Origin of the sequence: Streptomyces sp. NPDC018031 (assembly GCF_044327625.1) — a bacterium.
GTDB lineage: Bacteria > Actinomycetota > Actinomycetes > Streptomycetales > Streptomycetaceae > Streptomyces.
This window is the reverse complement of record NZ_JBIRFT010000001.1, coordinates 821395-834632: the sequence shown is the minus strand read 5'-3', so window position 1 is coordinate 834632 and position 13238 is coordinate 821395. Positions and strand designations below refer to the sequence as shown.

The following is a 13238-nucleotide window of genomic DNA, read 5'->3' as shown; positions in this document are numbered from 1 at the left end:
CGGAAACCGGTGCTCCGCGCGGCCCCCGGCATCGTCACCCGGCGTACCCGAAAATGGGCATGGCCGGGGGCGGCACCCCGTGCGTGCGGATCGCGGCCGTGCCCCCGCCGCTCCGCCCGCCTCCAGCAGGCGCGCACGCCGCCATTCGCGGTGCCGCGCGCCCCGCCGATGACCCGGGGCCGCCGGGCGGCCGGCCGGCGGCCGGCCGTGGGCCCGGGCTGCCCGGGACGGGCGTCACCGCGCCGAGGTGGCCACCTTCGCCCCGAAGCCGATCAGCGTGACGCCGGTGACCCGGTCCAGCGCCCGGCGGACCCGCGGCCTTTCGAACACCGACCTGGCCCGGGAGAGCAGATGGACGTAACCGCCCAGCCAGCCGAGCGTCAGCACGGTGTGGACCAGGACGAGCAGCCCCATCGCCGCCGCCGGGGGCAGCCCCTCGGGAGCCAGCGTCGGCAGCAGGCCGGTGTAGAACACGGCGATCTTCGGGTTGAGCAGATTGCTGACCAGCCCGGTCCGCCACGCGCTCCCCGACACCGGCGCCGCCGGACCGCTCGGCCCGCCCGCCGCCGCGGCCCGCCGACGGCTCTGCCACAGCGCCTGCCCGCCGAGGAACAGCAGGTACCCGGCGCCGAGCAGCTTGACCACCGTGTACGCCTCGGCGGAAGCGGCCAGCACCGCCGCCAGCCCGGCCACCGTGAGCGCCCCCCAGACCAGCAGCCCGACGGCGATCCCGGCCACCGTGCGCAGCCCGTCCGCCCGCCCGGCGGCGACCGCCCGCCTGGTCACCACCGCCATGTCCGGCCCGGGCACCACGGTCAGCAGGGCGAGCACACCGGCCGCGGTGATCATTTGTGCGAGCATGCGGCAAGTGTCTCAACCAGCGCCGCGCCACCTCGCACGGGCCCACCCGGCCCCGGCGCCGGTCACCGGGCCGCGGGCTACTCCGCCGCCGGGGCCTCGGCGATGCCGATCAGGCAGGACACCCCCGTGCCGGCGGGGCTGTCGAGCCAGGTGACCGGGTTGCGGCGTTCGGCGGTGGGCGTCCGCCTAGAGGCTCTGGAACGGTGGCATGATGCGGACGATCACGATCAGTCGCTCTCGCGGTGCCACCAGGAAGAAGAACCAGCCGCCTGCCGCGTCCATGCGACGCAGTCCACCCGGTCGGGGGCCGTTGCCGGAGTCGCTGACATCGACCCCCATCCCGGCCAGGTCGGCCAACTGCCCGGCCAGGCGCTCCACTTCGGTCACCACGTGAGCGGGGATACCGCCTGCCACGTGAGCGTGATCGGGGTCGTACTCCCAGCGCCAGTCGGTGCTCACCGCAGCGGGAGATCGAGCGCGGCGTGTGCGTCGTCAAGGATCCTGCCGATCGCGGAGGCGGCGCGTCGGGCCTGCGCCGCATCGCCGGTCTCGGCGGTGTCCTCCCAGTGACGGAACTCCCTCGCGAGATCCGGCTGCCGCTGGATGTGGATGTAGACCGCCCACTGGGCGATGAATCGCTGGAGGGGGGAGAGGTCGGAAGCCTGGCGGGACTGGTCGGCGGCCTGATCCAGTTCCCGGGTGAAGGCGGGCAGGGCGGCGGGTGCGATCTGCGCGACGGCCTGGCGGAGGGCCGTGACGGTGGCGGGCGGCTGAGGGATGAGTGGCTGCCCGGCGCTGGAGGTGGTCATTGCTGCTCCCATGGGCGAAATCCTGGTCCCTGGGAGCAGCGTATCGAGTGCGGGCTCGACCGCCCGAACGTGTTGAGGACGCGGCCCTTCAGCCTCCGGCCGGGGCGACGCCGATCGGGCAGGACACCCCCGTGCCGCCGATCCCGCAGTAACCCGCCGGGTTCTTGTCCAGGTACTGCTGGTGGTATGCCTCGGCCGCATAGAACGGGCCCGCGGGGAGGAGTTCCGTGGTGATCGTGCCGTACCCGGAGCCGGTGAGCCGGGACTGGTAGGCGGCGCGGGACGCCTCCGCCTCCTGCTGCTGCCGCTCGGAGTGGGTGTAGACGGCGGAGCGGTACTGGGTGCCGACGTCGTTGCCCTGGCGGAAGCCCTGCGTGGGGTCGTGCGACTCCCAGAACACCTTGAGCAGCGCGGTGTAGGAGACCAGCGCGGGGTCGTACACGACCCGGACCGCCTCGGTGTGCCCGGTCAGCCCGCTGCACACCTCCTCGTAGGTCGGGTTCGGGGTGTGTCCGCCCTGGTAGCCGACGAGCGTGGTCCACACCCCAGGGACCTGCCAGAACTTCCGCTCCGCGCCCCAGAAGCAGCCCAGCCCGAAGTCGGCCACGGCCAGGCCCTCGGGGTACGGGCCGGACAGCGGGTTGCCGAGCACGGTGTGCCGCTCCGGGACGGAGAACGCGGGCTCGGAGCGGCCGCCGAGTGCCTCCTCGGCGGTGGGGAGGTGGTTCTTGTGCCGGTTGAACAGCATCGCGAGCTCCTCGGCGGTGGACGGCGGTGGACGGCGGGGCGGACAGGGGCGTCGGGCGGCCACCGGGTGCGGGCGGCCGGGCCCGTGGGGATCAACGCCCGGGACCGGCGGGTCATTCCGGGCGGGCCCACTCCGGGTGGTGTCCTTCCGGGCGGGCCACTCCGGCGGGGCCGGTTCCGGGCGGCGCCGGTTTCCGCACCCGAACGGCTCCGGAGGGGCATGGCGCCTTCCGGAACGGGGCCGGAACGGGGCCGGCGACGGGGCCCGGGGCGGGGGCCCGCCGGACGGGGGCGGGAGCGGGGCGCGGTGCGCCGACCGGGGTGCCGGCCTCAGCGCGGCAGCTGGGCCGGGGTGCCGCCGTGGCGTTCCCAGCCGGCCACGGCCATCGTGCGGTAGGCCGCGTACGCCGCCGCCGGGTCCGGGTGGAACGACCACGGCACCGCGCCCACGTGCCCGTCCACCAGCCGCAGCTGCTCGATCGCCTCGCCGTACCGCTCGGCGTTGACCAGGAACCAGGAGAGCAGGTGCCGCACGTGCGGGACCACCGGATGGTCGGCCGGGGCGTGGTGGACGGCGTAGCGGGCGCCCTCGATCGCGTCGCCGATCACCGCGCTCTGGAACAGGGTGCGCACCATGTTCGCCTCCGGCAGGTGGTCGAAGACCGCGAACAGCGGCAGCGCGGGCAGCAGGCTTCCCTGCGGGGCGGAGGCGGCCGCGGCCCGGCCGAAGCTCTCGGCCTGGTCCTGCGAGCCGTGCCACTTCTCGGACCAGTACGGGAGCGCCGCCAGGTGCGCGCCCATGTGGTGCGGGGCCAGCTCGTTCACCTTGGACCAAAGCGCCTCGAAGTCGGCCTGGCGGTAGGCGAGCCCCCGGGCCACGATCAGCTCGATGATGTGCGGGACCGGGTCGCCCGGCGCCAGCAGCGCGGCCTCGGCGCAGACCGTCCGGGCCTCCTCCATGATCATCCGGAAGTCCTGGGAGGACGGGTCGCGCAGCGCCTGGACCACCAGGAACTGGGCCTGCACGGCCGCGCCGCCGGGGTCCTTGGGTGCCTGCACCCGCCAGGTCCGCAGCCACATCCCGCCCTGCCCGGGCGCCTGCGCCAGGTCGTGGGCGGCGGATCCGGCCAGCGTCTGCACGCGCTGCCAGCGCTGCTCGGAGGTGGCGTCGGTGAGGGCGAGCAGCCGGGCCGCGGGCTCCCACTCCTGGGTGCGGCCGATCTCCGCGAGCGCGTCGGTCAGCTGCGGGTCGGGGCCCGGCAGCCGTACGTCGAGGCGTTCCCTGGGCAGGAAGCCGTAGGCGCTGGTGTCCTCGGCCGGTCCGGCGCTGCGCTCGAACTCCGCCCGGCTCCGTTTGCGCAGCAGGGCGGGCACCGCCAGGACACCGCAGATGGTGACGATGCCGATGAGGATGTAGAGAAGTTCCATGATCCGTCCCCGTTGCGGTGCCGTGGTGGTGTGCTGGTGCGGGTCCGCGGTACCGCCTGGCGCGGCGGCCCACGGAGTACAGCGTAGGCACGGCGCTCGCGGACCGGGACCGGCGGCGGGCATTACGCTCGGGCGCATGACCGACGACCACACCAACCAGCGCCACGCGTCGCAGAACTTCGAGACGCTCGCCATCCACGCGGGACAGGAGGCGGATCCGCTCACCGGCGCCGTCGTCCCCCCGATCTACCAGGTGTCCACCTACAAGCAGGACGGGGTGGGCGGGCTGCGCGGCGGCTACGAGTACAGCCGCTCGGCCAACCCGACGCGAACCGCCCTGGAGGAGAATCTGGCGGCCCTGGAGGGCGGCCGTCGCGGCCTCGCCTTCGCCTCCGGGCTGGCGGCCGAGGACTGCCTGCTGCGCACCCTGCTGGTCCCCGGCGACCACGTGGTCATCCCGAGTGACGCCTACGGCGGCACCTTCCGGCTCTTCGCCAAGGTGCTGGAGCGCTGGGGTGTGGAGTGGTCGGTCGCCGACTCCTCGGACCCGGCGTCGGTGCGTGCGGCGCTGCGGCCCCGTACCAGGGTCGTGTGGGTGGAGACGCCGACCAACCCGCTGCTCGGCATCACCGACATCGCCGCCGTCGCGGAGATCGCCCGGGCCGCCGGGGCCCGCCTAGTGGTGGACAACACCTTCGCCAGCCCGTACCTCCAGCAGCCGCTGGCGCTGGGCGCGGACGTGGTGGTGCACTCCACCACCAAGTACATGGGCGGTCACTCCGACGTGGTGGGCGGTGCGCTGATCACCTCCGACGCCGGCCTCGCGGAGGAACTGGCCTACCACCAGAACGCGATGGGCGCGGTGGCCGGCCCGTTCGACGCCTGGCTGGTGCTGCGCGGCATCAAGACGCTGGCGGTGCGCATGGACCGGCACAGCGCCAACGCGGCCCGGGTGGCCGAACTGCTCACCTCGCACCCCAAGGTCACCCGGGTCTACTACCCGGGGCTGCCGGAGCACCCGGGCCACGAGACCGCGGTGAAGCAGATGCGGTCCTTCGGCGGCATGGTCTCGTTCCGGGTGGCCGGTGGCGAGGAGGCGGCGGTCGAGGTGTGCAACCGGGCCCGGCTGTTCACCCTCGGCGAGTCGCTGGGCGGCGTGGAGTCGCTGATCGAGCACCCGGGCCGGATGACGCACGCCTCGACGGCCGGTTCGGCGCTGGAGGTGCCCGCCGACCTGGTGCGGCTGTCGGTCGGTATCGAGTCGGTGGACGACCTGCTGGCGGACCTGTCGCAGGCGCTGGGCTGACCCGCCCGCGCGGACCGGCCGGGGACGGGCCGGGCTGGCCCCGGTGACCGGGTGGTGCCCGGTCCGGGCGCCCGGCGGTCCGCGGGCCACGGCCCCGGCCACCGCGTGGTGGCCGGGGCCGTCGGGTGCCGGCGTGGCCGCGCGGCGGGTGCGGTGCCGGGAGCGGGTGGTCCGGGTGTGCGGGTCACCAGCCTTCCAGCGGCGGGGTGGTCTCCATCGGCGGGGTGGCCCACGGCTCGGCGATCACCGCCCACACGGTGAAGGCGATCACCGCCGCGAGCAGCAGCCACCAGCCGATCGTCCGCACCACGCGGCGGCGGCGCAGCATCCGGTGCCCGCGGCCGGCGGCGTGGAGTGCCAGTCGCGCGGGCACCACCGGGCGGGGCGGCCCGTCCAGCATCCGGCGCACCTGGTCCTCCCTGCGTTCCGGGCTTCTCACGGGGCCGCCTCCCGGGTGGCCCCGGACGGGCCGGGCCGTGGCGGTGGCGGGTCGCAGGCCGCGGTCCCGGGTCCGGAGGGGCGGGGCGGTCGCGGTGGCGGGCCGCCGGTGGTGGGGGCGCGGCGGGCGGTGGTTTCGGCGGTGGTCCGGGGGGCGGGCGTGGCCGGCCGGCCGGGACGGTGCCCGGAAGGCGGGCGGGCCGGGGGCCGGGGGCCGCGTGCGGCCGGTGCTCCGTACCGGGTCGCGTCGACCAGCCGGAACACCGCGCGGGTGCAGATGGCCCGTACCCGGTCCACCGGCAGGCCGAGGGTGGCGGCGGCCTGTTCCTCGGCGATGCCCTCGTAGAGCCGGAGTACCAGCACCAGCCGTTCCTGCGGGGCGAGTGGTTCCAGCAGGCCCCCGCCGGCGGCCCGGGGGCGGGCGCCGGGCCGGGCCGCGGGCCCGCCGCCGGGGCTGGTGTCCGGGGTGCCGGGGGCGGTGTCCGCGGAGCCCTCGCGGACCGGTCGGGCGAGGGCCGTGCGCAGCCGGGCGGCGAGGCCGCCGACCGCACCGGAGGTGACCGTGGGTCCCGGGCGGCGGGGCCGTTCGGGCCGGTACCGCCAGGCGGTGTGTGCGTAGCGGGCGGCCAGTTCCTGCCGGGCGCGGTCGTAGGGGTCCTCGCCGCGCAGCCGGTCCCAGGCCGCGTAGGTGCCGGCCAGGGCGCGGGCCAGCAGGTCCTCGGCGGCCGGGCAGCGCTCGGGCGGCTCGCCGGTCAGCAGCGCGGCGGCATGCAGCAGTCGGCCTCCGGCGCCCGCGACGAATGTCTCGAATTCCCGGGCCCGGCGGATCTCTCGCTCTGCCCGCCGCTTCCGCACCGTGCCTCCCGTGTCTTCAGGACACGTCAGCGCGGCCGTGGGGTCAAGAGGCGGGAGCCGCCTGTGGCAGCGCGCTGTGGACGGCGGACAGCGCGGTGTTGAAGCGGGTCAGCAGTTCGCAGAAGACATCGCGCTCGTCGGATGTCCACTCCTCGGTCACCAGCGCCATCAAGTCGCGGCGGGAGGACCGTACTTCCTCCAGGCGGGCCTTGCCGCGCGGGGAGAGCTGGAGGACGACGGCGCGCCCGTCCTCGGGGTGCGAGGTCCGTTTGACCATGCCGGAGTCGACCAGCGGGGCCACCTGGCGGGTCACGGTGGAGGAGTCGATGCCCATCCCGGCGGCGAGCGCCTTGACTCCCATCGGGCCTTCCTGGTCGAGCCGGTTGAGCAGCAGGTACGCGGCGCGGTCCATGGAATTGCGGGCGGAGCCGATGCCGCCGAGCCGGGTCTGTTCCGCGCGGCGGGCGAAGAGGGCGACCTGGTGCTGAAGGGCGTCGAGTACGTTCGTGTCGAGTTGAGTCGTCATGTCCGATGAGGTGGGCATGGCCTGGGGCTCACTTCGTGCGGTGGTCTGTGGAATGGGGCACAGAGTACGCGGCCCCGGCGTTCCCCGTGCCAGGGCTGCACAAACCTGCCGTTCCGGTCCGGCCGCCGCCGCCGGGAGGGACGTAAGCTGCGAGACTGGCCGCATGGCTGCACGACCGACATCAGGTGCCGGGAACCGGGTCCCGACCGGCGGGTCCCCGGACGACACCCCTCTCGCCACGCCGGCGATCCCCGCGTCCGCCGTCTCGCTGCGGGACATCCGCGCGGCGCAGCGGATGCTCTCCGGGGTGTCCCGGACGACCGCTCTGGAGGGCAGCCGGTTCCTGACCGGGCTGCTCGGCTCACCGGTCCACTTCAAGTGCGAGAACCTCCAGCGGACCGGCTCCTTCAAGGTGCGCGGCGCGTATGTGCGGATCGCCGGGCTCTCCGAGCGGGAGCGGGCGGCGGGCGTGGTGGCGGCGAGCGCCGGCAACCACGCCCAGGGCGTGGCGCTGGCGGCGTCGCTGCTCGGGGTGCGGTCCACGGTGTTCATGCCGGTGGGCGCGCCGCTGCCGAAGGTCGCCGCGACCCGGGAGTACGGGGCGCGGGTGCGGCTGCACGGGCACGTGGTGGACGAGACGCTGCGGGCCGCCCAGGAGTACGCCCGGGAGACGGGCGCGGTCTTCATCCATCCCTTCGACCACCCCGACGTCATCGCCGGCCAGGGCACGGTGGGGCTGGAGATCCTGGAGCAGTGCCCCGAGGTCCGCACCATCGTGGTGGGCATCGGCGGCGGCGGGCTGGCGGCCGGGATCGCGGTGGCGGTGAAGGCGCTGCGGCCGGACGTGCGGATCGTGGGTGTGCAGGCGGCCGGCGCCGCGGCGTACCCGCCGTCGCTCGCCGCCGGGCGCCCGGTGTCCATCCACGAGCCGGCGACGATGGCGGACGGCATCAAGGTCGGCCGGCCGGGGGACGTGCCGTTCAAAATCATTGGCGATCTCGTCGACGAGGTCCGTACGGTCTCCGAGGATGCGCTCTCCAGCGCCCTGCTGCTGTGCCTGGAGCGGGCGAAGCTGGTGGTCGAGCCGGCCGGGGCCAGTCCGGTGGCCGCGCTGCTGGCGGATCCGGACTCCTTCCAGGGGCCGGTGGTGGCGGTGCTGTCGGGCGGCAATGTGGACCCGCTGCTGATGCAGCGGATTCTCCGGCACGGCATGGCCGCGGCGGGCCGCTACCTGTCGCTGCGGCTGCGGCTGACCGACCGTCCCGGCGCGCTGGCCACCCTGCTGGGCGTGCTGTCGGAGGTCGACGCCAACGTGCTGGACGTGAGCCATGTGCGGACCGACCCCCGGCTCGGGCTCACCGAGGCGGAGGTGGAGCTGCAGCTGGAGACGAAGGGGCCGGAGCACTGCGCCGAGGTCGCCAAGGCGCTGGGCGAGGCCGGGTACACCGTGATGCCGTGACTCCCGTGGGCACGTAGAACGGGAGGACGGAGCACCAGGCACCACCTGAACGACCTGATCCCGACACCCCCTGGGGGGAACTACATGCCAGGCGCCATCTATGCCGAAGGTCTGGTGAAGACCTTCGGTGAGGTAACGGCTCTGGACGGCGTCGATCTCGACGTCCCGGAAGGAACCGTGCTCGGACTGCTCGGCCCCAACGGAGCAGGCAAGACCACGGCGGTCCGCGTGCTGACGACACTGCTGACACCGGACAGCGGCCGGGCGGTCGTGGCCGGGGTGGACGTGCTCAAGCACCCGAACGAGGTCCGCCGGTCCATCGGGCTGTCCGGCCAGTTCGCGGCGGTCGACGAGTACCTCACCGGCCGCGAGAACCTGCAGATGGTCGGTCAGCTGTACCAGTTGAGCGCCCGTGACGCGAAGGCGCGCGCGGGCGTGCTGCTGGAGCGGTTCGACCTGGCCGCCGCCGCCGACCGTCCCGCCAAGACCTACTCCGGCGGTATGCGGCGCCGGCTGGACCTGGCCGCCGCCCTGGTGGTGAGTCCGCCGGTGATGTTCATGGACGAGCCGACCACCGGCCTGGACCCGCGCAACCGGCAGGCGCTGTGGGAGGTGATCCAGGACCTGGTGAAGCAGGGCACCACGCTGCTGCTCACCACCCAGTACCTGGAGGAGGCCGACCACCTCGCGCACGACATCGCGGTGGTCGACCACGGCCGGGTCATCGCCCGCGGCACCTCCGACCAGCTCAAGGCCCGTACCGGCGGTGAGCGGGTGGAGGTCGTGGTGCACGACCCGGAGCGCATCGGCACCGCCCGGGAGGTGCTGCGCGCCCTCGGCAAGGGCGAGACGACGGTCCAGGAGCACACCCGGAAGGTCACCGTCCCGGTGGTGGGCGGCGCCAAGCTCCTCGCCGAGATCATCCGTGAGCTGGACGGCCGGGGCGTGGAGATCGACGACATCGGGCTGCGCCGGCCCACCCTGGACGACGTCTTCCTCTCCCTCACCGGGCACCGGGCCGAGACCGGCGCGGACGAGGAGGCGGGGAACGGCGGCGGCCCGGGCGGGGACGCCGACGGCCGTCGCGGCGGCTCCGGGCGGAACCGGACCGGGGGAGACACCGAGCAGGAGGCCGTGCGATGACCGTGCTCGACAAGACCAAGGTGGCCGGCGGTCCGGTGGCGCCGCCGCCGCGCGGCGGGATCACGCAGTCGGTGCGCGACTCGCTCGTCATCGCCCGGCGGAACCTGATCAGGATGGTCCGGATCCCCGAAGTGGTGATCTTCGGCCTCATCCAGCCGATCATGTTCGTGGTGCTGTTCAGCTACGTCTTCGGCGGGTCGATAGACGTCGGCGGCAACACCGACCCGTCGACCTACCGCGAGTTCCTGATGGCGGGCATCTTCGCGCAGACCGTCACCTTCGCCACCGCCGGCGCGGGCGCGGGCATCGCGGAGGACATGCACAAGGGGCTGGTCGACCGGTTCCGGTCGCTGCCCATGGCGCGCGGCGCGGTGCTCACCGGGCGCACCCTCGCGGACCTGGTGCAGACCGCGCTGACCCTGGTGGTGATGGCGGTCGTCGCGGTCATCGTCGGCTGGCGGATCCACGAGGGCGTCCCGCGCGCGCTGGCCGGTTTCGCGCTGCTGCTCCTGCTGGGCTACGCCTTCTCCTGGATCGGGGCGCTGATCGGCCTGTCGGTGCGCACCCCGGAGGCGGCCACCTCGGGCGGTCTGATCTGGCTGTTCCCGCTGACCTTCGTCTCCAACGCGTTCGTGCCCTCGGACAACATGCCGGCGGCGCTTCAGCACATCGCCGAGTGGAACCCGTTCAGCACCACCGTGCAGGCCTGCCGTGAGCTGTTCGGCAACCTGCCGGAGGGCTACCCGGTGCCGGACGCGTGGCCGATGCAGCACCCGGTGCTGGCCTCGGTCATCTGGTCGGTGCTGATCATCGCGTTCTTCCGGACGCTGGCGGTGCGCAAGTACCGTTCCGCCGCGGCCTGAGCCGGCCGCCGCGCCGACGGAGGCCGGCGGTACGCGCGGACGACATGGGGAATCCCCCGGCGCCGGGTGCGCCGGGGGATTCGTCGTCGTGGTGGCCGGTGCGCCCGGCCGGTGGCGGTCAGCCCTGGTAGGGCTTGGCCTCCAGGATGCGCACCGAAGCGGTCTTGCCGTTCGGCAGCTCGTACGCGGCGTCCTCGCCGACCTTCTTGCCGTTCACGCCCGAGCCCAGCGGCGACTGCGGCGAGTAGGTCTCGATGTCCGAGCTCGCGTACTCCCGGGACGCCAGCAGGAAGCTCAGGGTGTCGTCCGGGTCGCCGTCGAAGGCGATGGTGACGACCATGCCGGGGGCGACCACACCGGTGTCCGCCGGGGCCTCGCCGACCTTGGCGTGCTGCAGGAGCTGGGTCAGCTGGCGCACGCGGAGCTCCTGCTTGCCCTGCTCCTCCTTGGCGGCGTGGTACCCGCCGTTCTCCCGCAGGTCACCCTCCTCGCGGGCAGCCTCGATCTTCTTCGCGATCTCGACCCGTGCGGGACCCGACAGGTACTCCAGCTCGGCCTTGAGCTGGTCGTACGCCTCCTGGGTCAGCCAGGTGACGTTCTCGCTGGTCTGGGTCACAGGTGCTCCTCGTCGGTACTGGGAAATACAAATGAACGCCCTACTCAGAAGGGTGCGCCTTCGAAGCCGGGCGAAACCACGAGCCTAACAATTTCGACGGCAAAGCGGGAGGAGTGCGACGTATCGATCGGGGAAGTGGTGTGCGGCGCGACGGTCGGCAGCGCATCGCTCCGTGGTGCGCCGTGGTGCGCCGTGAGGCGTCGTATGACGGGGGCTGCGCGGCGCGCGGCGGAGTCCGCCCGGCGCCCGGACGGCGCGGCGTGCCCGCGGGGCCCCGGACCGTCCGGGGCGCGGCGGGCCGTCCGGTCAGCTGCCGGCGGCCGCCTTGCAGTCGATCAGCTCGGCGGTCGTCGCCCGCTCGGTGGTACGGACCGTGACGACCTCGTCGACCTGCTCCGAGCGCTGGTCGAAGGTGAAGTCCTTGAGGCCCACCTCGGCGCCGCTCTCCGCGATCGAGCGCACCGTGCACACCCCGGTGGCGTCCTTGTCCTTGCGGACCTCCAGGTGGACCTTGACGGCATCGTCGGAGACCACCTGGAAACCGATCAGCCGCCCGCTGACGTCCTCACCGGCGACATAGGAGTAACCGAACCAGGCGACCGTGCCGAGCAGCAGCGCGCCGAGCACCCCGCCGACGATCTTGAGCGTCCGGTCGGCGCGCTCGTCACCGGACCGGCCGTACCGCCCGCCCGGGGCGTCTGATCGCACCGTCGCCATGATCGCCCTCCCTGATGAGGCCCTGGAATTTTTCCTGCTTGATCTGGGTCACTATAGAAGCCGCCCCGCGAGGACGTCCCTCCGGGACGGCGCCCGCCCGCCCGTCACCCGACCACCGCACCGCACCCGGGACCGTCCCGCGCCCCGTGCCGGGGACGGACGATGTCCCGCCGCCCCACGTCCGCCTTCCGCTCCACCCCGCCGTCCGCTGCGGACGGCACCCGTTGAATGCGACCAATCAATTGAGGATCGAGCCTTGACTGAGCAGCTGCGACTGATGGCCGTGCACGCCCACCCCGACGACGAGTCGAGCAAGGGCGCGGCCACCATGGCGAAGTACGTGTCCGAGGGGGTGGATGTACTGGTCGCCACCTGCACCGGCGGGGAGCGCGGCTCCATCCTCAACCCCAAGCTCCAGGGCGACGAGTACATCGAGAAGAACATCCACGAGGTCCGCGCCAAGGAGATGGACGAGGCGCGCGAGATCCTCGGCGTCAAGCAGGAGTGGCTGGGCTTCGTGGACTCCGGGCTGCCCGAGGGGGACCCGCTGCCGCCGCTGCCGGAGGGCTGCTTCGCGCTGGAGGACGTGGACGAGGCCGCGGGCCGGCTGGTGAAGCTGATCCGCGAGTTCCGGCCGCACGTGATCACCACGTACGACGAGAACGGCGGGTACCCGCACCCCGACCACATCATGACCCACAAGATCACCATGGTGGCCTTCGAGGCCGCCGGGGACCCGGAGAAGTACCCGGGCACCGGTGAGCCCTGGCAGCCGCAGAAGCTCTACTACAACCAGGGCTTCAACCGGCAGCGCACCACGGCGCTGCACGAGGCGCTGCTGGAGCGCGGCATGGAGTCCCCCTACGGGGAGTGGCTGGAGCGCTGGAAGGACTTCCAGAAGCGCGAGCGCACCCTGACCACCTTCGTGCCGTGCGCGGACTTCTTCGAGATCCGCGACAAGGCGCTGATCGCGCACCGCACGCAGATCGACCCCGACGGCGGCTGGTTCCGGGTCCCGATGGAGATCCAGAAGGAGGTCTGGCCGACCGAGGAGTACGAGCTGGCCAGGTCTTTGGTGGAGACCTCCCTCCCCGAGGACGACCTCTTCGCGGGCATCCGCAACAATTGACCTCATGATGAGCGCGACCAGCTCCCTCGCCCTGACCCACGCGGCCCCGGTTCTCCAGCTCGCCAAGGACCTGGACAAGAACAAGGTGACGCCGGGTGTGCTCGGCTTCCTCGTGTTCGCGGTGATCGGCGCCGCCGTGTGGCTGCTGATGAAGTCCATGAACAAGCACATGAAGAAGGTCGACTTCGAGGTCGAGCCGGAGTCCGGGCCGGGCCGGGCCCCCGGGGCGGCCAAGTCCGCCACGGCGGGCTCCCCGGCGAAGCCCTCCACCGCCGAGAGCTGACGCCGGTACGGCGCGTCCCGGGGCCGTGGCGCCCGGGACGCGCCGTACCGCGGCCGTG

16 protein-coding genes are annotated in these 13238 nt (G+C 73.4%); 6 read left to right on the top strand and 10 right to left on the bottom strand.

The window, feature by feature from the left end; genetic code table 11:
- Positions 1 to 234: 234 nt before the first annotated feature.
- The 5 genes from ACH4B3_RS03570 to ACH4B3_RS03550 all read right to left on the bottom strand — a co-directional run bounded on the left by ACH4B3_RS03570 (position 235) and on the right by ACH4B3_RS03550 (position 3845).
- On the bottom strand, positions 235 to 861 hold the full coding sequence (locus ACH4B3_RS03570; RefSeq protein WP_398461051.1) for a LysE family translocator: 627 nt from the start codon (positions 859 to 861) through the stop codon (positions 235 to 237).
- A gap of 186 nt (positions 862 to 1047) precedes the next feature.
- Positions 1048 to 1320 (bottom strand): hypothetical protein, encoded by a 273-nt coding sequence (locus ACH4B3_RS03565; RefSeq protein ID WP_398461050.1) that lies wholly within the window; start codon positions 1318 to 1320, stop codon positions 1048 to 1050.
- Complete coding sequence (locus tag ACH4B3_RS03560) at positions 1317 to 1670, bottom strand: hypothetical protein (RefSeq protein WP_398461570.1); 354 nt, start codon at positions 1668 to 1670, stop codon at positions 1317 to 1319. The genes ACH4B3_RS03565 and ACH4B3_RS03560 overlap by 4 nt, the downstream gene beginning before the upstream one ends.
- An 88-nt stretch (positions 1671 to 1758) precedes the next feature.
- Positions 1759 to 2418, bottom strand: a complete 660-nt coding sequence (gene msrA, locus ACH4B3_RS03555) for a peptide-methionine (S)-S-oxide reductase MsrA (RefSeq protein ID WP_398461049.1) — start codon at positions 2416 to 2418, stop codon at positions 1759 to 1761.
- 329 nt (positions 2419 to 2747) lie between these two features.
- Entirely contained in the window at positions 2748 to 3845 is a 1098-nt protein-coding gene (locus ACH4B3_RS03550; protein ID WP_398461048.1) for a hypothetical protein, read from the bottom strand.
- Positions 3846 to 3981: 136 nt separating this feature from the next.
- Here ACH4B3_RS03550 and ACH4B3_RS03545 point away from each other — a divergent pair, with 136 nt between their 5' ends.
- A complete protein-coding gene (locus ACH4B3_RS03545; RefSeq protein WP_398461047.1) occupies positions 3982 to 5151 on the top strand; it encodes a cystathionine gamma-synthase in 1170 nt (389 codons plus the stop codon).
- A 184-nt stretch (positions 5152 to 5335) separates the two neighbouring features.
- Here the strand turns inward: ACH4B3_RS03545 and ACH4B3_RS03540 are convergent, their stop codons facing one another.
- Genes ACH4B3_RS03540 through ACH4B3_RS03530 form a run of 3 tightly spaced genes read right to left on the bottom strand, consistent with a single transcriptional unit; the run spans position 5336 to position 6988 of the window.
- Positions 5336 to 5590 (bottom strand): hypothetical protein, encoded by a 255-nt coding sequence (locus ACH4B3_RS03540; RefSeq protein WP_398461046.1) that lies wholly within the window; start codon positions 5588 to 5590, stop codon positions 5336 to 5338.
- Positions 5587 to 6444 (bottom strand): sigma factor-like helix-turn-helix DNA-binding protein, encoded by an 858-nt coding sequence (locus tag ACH4B3_RS03535; protein ID WP_398461045.1) that lies wholly within the window; start codon positions 6442 to 6444, stop codon positions 5587 to 5589. Before ACH4B3_RS03535 ends, ACH4B3_RS03540 begins: the two co-directional genes overlap by 4 nt.
- Before the next feature lie 43 nt (positions 6445 to 6487).
- On the bottom strand, positions 6488 to 6988 hold the full coding sequence (locus tag ACH4B3_RS03530; protein ID WP_398461044.1) for a MarR family winged helix-turn-helix transcriptional regulator: 501 nt from the start codon (positions 6986 to 6988) through the stop codon (positions 6488 to 6490).
- Between the two features lie 277 nt (positions 6989 to 7265).
- Here ACH4B3_RS03530 and ilvA point away from each other — a divergent pair, with 277 nt between their 5' ends.
- From ilvA to ACH4B3_RS03515, 3 genes are all read left to right on the top strand, one after another.
- Entirely contained in the window at positions 7266 to 8429 is a 1164-nt protein-coding gene (gene ilvA, locus ACH4B3_RS03525; RefSeq protein WP_398461569.1) for a threonine ammonia-lyase, read from the top strand.
- An 84-nt stretch (positions 8430 to 8513) separates the two neighbouring features.
- Positions 8514 to 9572: an ATP-binding cassette domain-containing protein gene (locus ACH4B3_RS03520; RefSeq protein ID WP_398461043.1), complete on the top strand. Its 1059-nt coding sequence runs from the start codon at positions 8514 to 8516 to the stop codon at positions 9570 to 9572.
- The gene (locus ACH4B3_RS03515) at positions 9569 to 10435 is read left to right on the top strand and encodes an ABC transporter permease (protein ID WP_398461042.1); all 867 of its coding nucleotides are present in this window, start codon (positions 9569 to 9571) and stop codon (positions 10433 to 10435) included. Before ACH4B3_RS03520 ends, ACH4B3_RS03515 begins: the two co-directional genes overlap by 4 nt.
- A 118-nt stretch (positions 10436 to 10553) precedes the next feature.
- On the opposite strand, the gene greA is transcribed toward ACH4B3_RS03515, so the two are convergent.
- Complete coding sequence (gene greA, locus ACH4B3_RS03510; RefSeq protein ID WP_398461041.1) at positions 10554 to 11051, bottom strand: transcription elongation factor GreA; 498 nt, start codon at positions 11049 to 11051, stop codon at positions 10554 to 10556.
- Positions 11052 to 11357: 306 nt separating this feature from the next.
- On the bottom strand, positions 11358 to 11768 hold the full coding sequence (locus ACH4B3_RS03505; RefSeq protein ID WP_398461040.1) for a DUF4307 domain-containing protein: 411 nt from the start codon (positions 11766 to 11768) through the stop codon (positions 11358 to 11360).
- A gap of 256 nt (positions 11769 to 12024) precedes the next feature.
- On the opposite strand from ACH4B3_RS03505, the gene mca reads away from it, so the two are divergent.
- Together mca and ACH4B3_RS03495 are read left to right on the top strand one after the other, a co-directional pair.
- Entirely contained in the window at positions 12025 to 12897 is an 873-nt protein-coding gene (mca, locus tag ACH4B3_RS03500) for a mycothiol conjugate amidase Mca (RefSeq protein ID WP_398461039.1), read from the top strand.
- A 4-nt stretch (positions 12898 to 12901) separates the two neighbouring features.
- Complete coding sequence (locus tag ACH4B3_RS03495; RefSeq protein WP_398461038.1) at positions 12902 to 13180, top strand: hypothetical protein; 279 nt, start codon at positions 12902 to 12904, stop codon at positions 13178 to 13180.
- Positions 13181 to 13238: the final 58 nt, after the last annotated feature.